At 68.8% G+C, this 5437-nt stretch carries 5 protein-coding genes; 1 reads left to right on the top strand and 4 read right to left on the bottom strand.

The window, feature by feature from the left end:
* Position 1 precedes the first annotated feature (1 nt).
* The 4 genes from fhuB to fhuF are packed head-to-tail and all read right to left on the bottom strand — an operon-like array spanning position 2 to position 4456.
* A complete protein-coding gene (gene fhuB, locus ACLFMY_RS08260; protein WP_410764187.1) occupies positions 2 to 1972 on the bottom strand; it encodes a Fe(3+)-hydroxamate ABC transporter permease FhuB in 1971 nt (656 codons plus the stop codon).
* A gap of 28 nt (positions 1973 to 2000) precedes the next feature.
* Entirely contained in the window at positions 2001 to 2891 is an 891-nt protein-coding gene (locus tag ACLFMY_RS08255) for an iron-siderophore ABC transporter substrate-binding protein (RefSeq protein WP_410764186.1), read from the bottom strand.
* A gap of 3 nt (positions 2892 to 2894) precedes the next feature.
* A complete protein-coding gene (locus ACLFMY_RS08250) occupies positions 2895 to 3662 on the bottom strand; it encodes an ABC transporter ATP-binding protein (RefSeq protein ID WP_410764185.1) in 768 nt (255 codons plus the stop codon).
* Positions 3662 to 4456 (bottom strand): siderophore-iron reductase FhuF, encoded by a 795-nt coding sequence (gene fhuF, locus ACLFMY_RS08245; protein ID WP_410764184.1) that lies wholly within the window; start codon positions 4454 to 4456, stop codon positions 3662 to 3664. The genes ACLFMY_RS08250 and fhuF overlap by 1 nt, the downstream gene beginning before the upstream one ends.
* A 280-nt stretch (positions 4457 to 4736) precedes the next feature.
* On the opposite strand from fhuF, the gene ACLFMY_RS08240 reads away from it, so the two are divergent.
* On the top strand, positions 4737 to 5225 hold the full coding sequence (locus tag ACLFMY_RS08240) for a Mut7-C RNAse domain-containing protein (protein ID WP_410764183.1): 489 nt from the start codon (positions 4737 to 4739) through the stop codon (positions 5223 to 5225).
* Positions 5226 to 5437: the final 212 nt, after the last annotated feature.

Raw genomic sequence — 5437 nt, 5'->3', positions numbered from 1 at the left:
CCTAGAAACGCCGCAGGGCCCAGAGGAAGTAGGTCCCGCCGATCAACGAGGCGACCAGCCCGGCGGGTATTTCCTCCGGGAACAGGATCTGCCGTCCGACCCAGTCGGCCAGGACCATCAGGCCCATGCCGATCAGCGCCGCGCCCAGCAGGTGATCGCGGGCGCGGGCCAGGCCGAGCAGGCGCGCCATGTGCGGCGCAAGCAGGCCGATGAACGACAACGGCCCGATCACCAGGGTGGCGACGGCCGTCATCACCGCGGCAATCACCAGCACCACCAGCCGCCCGCGGGTCACGTTCATCCCCACGGCCCGGCTCACCGCCGCCCCGAGCGGGAAACACTCCAGCCAGCGCGAGAGCAGCAGCACACCGGCAACCGAGGCCACGCCCGCCCCGAATACCAGCCCGGCGGCATCGAGCCTGACGTAGTAGGTCGAGCCCGACAGCCAGGCCACGATCTGCTGGCCCCGCGGATCGCTGCCGGCCAGCACCAGCGCCCGGACCGCCTCGGCGAGCGCCGTGATCGCCACGCCGGTCAGCAGGAGCCGCCCGGGCAGGAAACCGCTGCCACGATTCAGCCAGATCAGCATGGCCAGTGCCGCCAGCGCACCCGCCACGCCCAGCCCGGAGAGCGCCACCATGCCAGCGTCCGGCAACAGAACGATACCGAGCAGCAGGAAGATCGACACACCGCCGCTGATCCCCAGCACCTCGGGGCTCGCCATCGGGTTGCCGCTCAGGCGTTGCAGCAGGGTGCCGGCCACGGCGAGCAGCAATCCCGCGCCGGCGGCCGCCAGCAGACGAGGCAGACGCCACTCCCATACCGTCAGCGCGCCGCTGAACCACGACCAGCCATCCGCCAGGTGGCCGCTGAACATCGATAACGCCACCGCTGCCGGCATCAGCATCACGAGCAGTAGCAGGATACGGCGTGGTGCGTGCGAGCGCGGCCAGCCGGACTCGACGACATCGGGGGGCGTTCCGCCGGTCAGCCGTAGTCGCGGAATCAGCCAGAGCAGCAGTGGCGCGCCCAGGGCCGCGGTCATCGCCCCGGTCGGGATCATGGTGGGCAGCCAGCCTCCAAGGTGCTGCAGGGTCAGGTCCGTGACGGCGAGCAGCAAGGCACCGATCACCATGGACCAGACCACTCGTGCGGCCAGACGCCGGGCGCCCAGCAGGCGCGCGATATTCGGTGCGGCCAGCCCGATGAAACCGATCAGGCCGACCACGCTGACCACCACTGCCGTGATGAACACCGACACCCCCAGCGCGGCCAGCCGCAGAAACGCCAGGTTCACGCCCAGCGCGCGTCCACTGGCATCATCCAGGTCAAGCAGTCGCAGCGGCCGGAGCAGCAACCCGGCGACGACCAGCGCGGCGAGCAGGCGCGGGGCGAGAAACCCGGCGTCCTGCCAGCCATCCTGCGCCAGCGACCCCGCTCCCCAGATCAGCAGCCCCTGCAACGTCTCCTGGTTGAACAACAGCAGCACCATGGCCATGGCGCCGAAATAGAGGTTGACCACCAGACCGGCCAGCACCACCACCAGCGGCGCAAGCGCCCGTCGCCATGCCAGGGTGAATACCAGCCCCATGGCGAGACCGCCACCGGCGAGCGCGACCCATTCGGCACCCCACCCCATCAAGGTCGGGGCGAACAGCGTGGCGGCCATCAGGGCGAGATTGGCCCCGCCGGCCACACCCAGCGTGGTCGGCGAGGCCAGCGGGTTTCGTAGCACCTGCTGCATCAGCACCCCCGCCAGCGCCAGGCCGGCGCCGGCGATCAGGGCCGTGACCAGCCGTGGCCACCAGGTCAGGGCGAGCGTCCAGTCGTTCACGCTCAGCGACTCCCCGCCGAGCTCGGGCCACCAGGCCGAAGGCAGAAAACCACCCGTCTGCTGCCGCAAGTGCCACACGGCCAGTCCGACCAGCACGACCAGCAGCGCGACGCTCACGCCGAGCGGAGAACGGCCCATCGCCCGAGACACGGGCCGGGCCTGCGCGTCAGTTCGCATCCAGCGCCTCCACCAGTCGCTCGGCGAACCGCTCGGCCGAGGGCAGAGCGCCGAAACTCCAGACCGGGTCGAGCTCCAGTGGCTCCTGCCCCGATCGTGCGATCAGGCGCCGATACAACGCGCTGTCGGACAGCGCGCGCTCGACCCCGACCGGATAGGGCTCGACCACCACGATCCGGCCCTCGGCCTCGACCAACTCCTCCAGCCCGACGAGAGAGAACCCCCAGCGATTCGTGTCGCCCGTCCAGCCGTTCTCGATGCCGAGTCGTTCGAGCACCGCGTCATAGAGGCCGTTCTCGCCGAAGACCCGCAGGTGCCGCTCGTCCATGAACTGCACCACGACCACGGTCGGCGGCTTCGCCGGCAGGCGCTCGGCCAGCTCGGCGATGCGTGTCTCGGTATCCGCGATCAGCGCCTCGGCCTCGTCGGGCCGCTCGGCGAATTCACCCAGCTCACGGGTCAGGCGTCGCAACGCGGGCCAGGTGTCGGCGCCGTCGCCGTACAGTTCGAAAACCGTGGTCGGCGCGATGGAAGACAGCCGCCCTTCGTGGTTGGCGAACATCGGCGAGAGGGCAATCCGGTCCGGCGCGAGGGCGGCGACTTGCTCGAGATTCGGCTGGGCGCGCAGACCGAGATCGACCACGTCAGCCGGGACGGCGGGGCTGGCAACCCACGAGTCGTAGCCGTCGATCTGGGCCAGCCCGACCAGCCGGGCGTCGATGCCGATCAGCGTTTCGGCCACCGTCCAGTCGAGAGTGGCGATACGGGGCGCCGGATCCGCTCGCAGCGGCGCGCTCAGGACCGCGATCACCGGCAGGATCAACAGCCGGCATGGCCGGCGGCGACCGGCAAGCCACCGCATGAACGACAGGACAGGCACGGCTCAGTCGACGATCGCGACGGGACGGGTCTGACCCGGCGGAGTCAGCACCTGCATCGAGACGCCGTAGATGGTGCGAAGGGTGGCGGTGTCCATCAGTTGACCGGGCGTACCGCGAACCAGCAGGCGCCCCCCGTGCATCGCGACCAGCTCATCGCAGAAACGCGCCGCCATGTTGATGTCGTGCAGGACGATCACGACACTCAGTCCCAACTCGTGCGAGAGGCGACGAATCAGGTCGAGCACCTCGACCTGGTGGGCGATGTCCAGTGCCGAAAGCGGCTCGTCGAGCAACAGGAAATCGCTTTCCTGCGCCAGCAGCATCGCCAGCCAGACCCGCTGTCGCTCGCCGCCGGAAAGGCTGTCCACCGGTCGATCGGCGAACCCCTCCGTCTGCGTCATCCGCAGGGCCGCGTCCACCCGGCGGCGGTCTTCGGCACCAAAGCGCCCCAGCAAGCCGTGCCAGGGATACCGGCCGAAGCCCACCAGTTCGCGTCCGGTCAGATGCCCGGTGGCCGGCGGATGCTGCGGCAGGTAGGCCACCCGTCGGGCAAAGGCCCGCGCGGTCCAGTCACCGACCGGTGACCCCTCGAAATGTACCGCCCCGGACGACGGCGCTTGCTGACCGGCCAGCAACTTGAGCAACGTCGATTTCCCGGAGCCGTTGTGGCCGATCAACCCGACCACCCGCCCGGGCTCGAATCGCGCATCCACCGGACCGAGTACCCGGGTGCCGCCGACCGAGAACGTCGCCGCGTTCACCTCGAACATCAGTCCGCCTCCCGCGCCGCTTTTGCCGATCGACAGGCCAGCGGGCAGTTCTCGCAGTAGTCGTAACACTCCAGTCGGTACCGGATACAGCAGACTCGACGCAGACGTCGGGGTTCGGTTTCCCCGGCGGCGATGCGATAGACCACCGGTCGATACAACCGGTTGCGGATACCCTCCATGCGGGGCTTGTCGAGAAAAGCCCGGGCTCGGGCCAGGCGCACAGGCTCGGTAGCCGGGTGATCGCCCAGCCGAGAGAGGACGTGCTCGACCAGGTTGCCCGCGTTGCTCCAGAACACGTTCACAGAGGCTCCGGAATGGCGGGCAAACACGGAAACGGCCCGACCAAGTTCACCGCACACGAGCCGTTCCAGAAGCAGCTCGGCCGGCACAGGGGCGGACGAGCCGTCGCCCGAGGAAAGCCAGAGCCGTTCGGCCCGACCGCCCACGTCGAACCGCACACCCCACTCGCTCGCATTCGCGGGCAGCGAACGCCCCGCCAGCACTATCATGGCAATGATCGGCGACAACCAGGCGTGGAACAGCCACTTGGACCATTGCGAGGCAAGCGCACGCTGATCACCACCCGGATAGTCCTGCGCAAAACGCTCTAGCAAGTCGTCAATAGCCGAACCATCCAGCAGGGACTCCCCGGACACGCTCCCCCGACCCGGTTGACTGGCCGGCCACGGGATCTGGGCGAGGGGACTGGGGATCAGGAATCCGCCCGCCAGAGGAACCACCGGGTGGTCCGCGAGCGAAGCGCCCGACCCCGGCCGTACCGGAATTGCCTGCATGTCGTCCTCCCCCACCTAGTAACCACCCTCGGGCGCCCGACGGGTGGCCACCCGTCGGTTCGATGCAAGGATCGTATCGGACCGCGGATCTACATGCAAACCATTCGCATTCCTCTTACTTATTTCCGGTGCAGATCGATGTCCTGCCGTATGCCTGCGCCCTTTCCGCCTCTGGACACCGACCCTACGGCACGCGAGGATTGGAAGCGGCCTTCATTGGCCATGCCGGTCGACCAAGGTGCCGCTTGGCAACAACCCTGCCCAGGACCCGTGCCCGACAATGCCCACGCCCCGTTTCCTCTGCGATGAAATGCTCCAGCGCCTCGGGCGCTGGCTGCGTGCCGCCGGTTACGACACCGCCATCGCCACGCCCGGCGACGAGGACCGCGCGCTGGTCGAGCAGGCACGAGACGAGGGGCGCTGGCTGGTCACCCGGGATCGCCACCTCGCCCGCTTTCGCAACGGCGACGGGCGCATCGTGCTGCTCGAGGCCAACGACACCCCCGCACTGGCCGCCGAGTTATCCACCCGCTTTCGCATCGACTGGCTGAGTGCGCCGTTCTCCCGCTGCCTGGACTGCAACACACCCCTGCGCCCGGCCACCGCGGAACAGTGGCAACAGGTCCCCGAAAGCGCCCTCGCCCGCTCGACGGTCGCCCGGTACTGCCCGACCTGCGACAAGGTCTTCTGGGAGGGCAGCCACGTGCGCCGGATGCGCCACACGCTGGAGCACTTCCAGCGCGGGGAATGGATAATCGCAGGCGATTGAATTGCCCGTTTCCCGTCAGTTTCCGGGCAGTTGCACGGACCGGGGCAGTTCCACGACAAAGCGCGTCACCCCTTCCCCGGATTCCGCCCGGATGTCGCCTTGACGGTCGGCAAGCACTGTCTCGCCGTCGTTCACGACGTCATGGCAGGCAGGTCTATTTCAGGCCGGGGCGGTCAAGGTGCTCGCGGCACTCGGCCGGCCCCATGTCCCTG

It is taken from the genome of Guyparkeria sp., from assembly GCF_046545975.1.
Classification (GTDB): Bacteria; Pseudomonadota; Gammaproteobacteria; order Halothiobacillales; family Halothiobacillaceae; genus Guyparkeria.
This window is presented reverse-complemented; position numbering and strand designations above follow the sequence as displayed.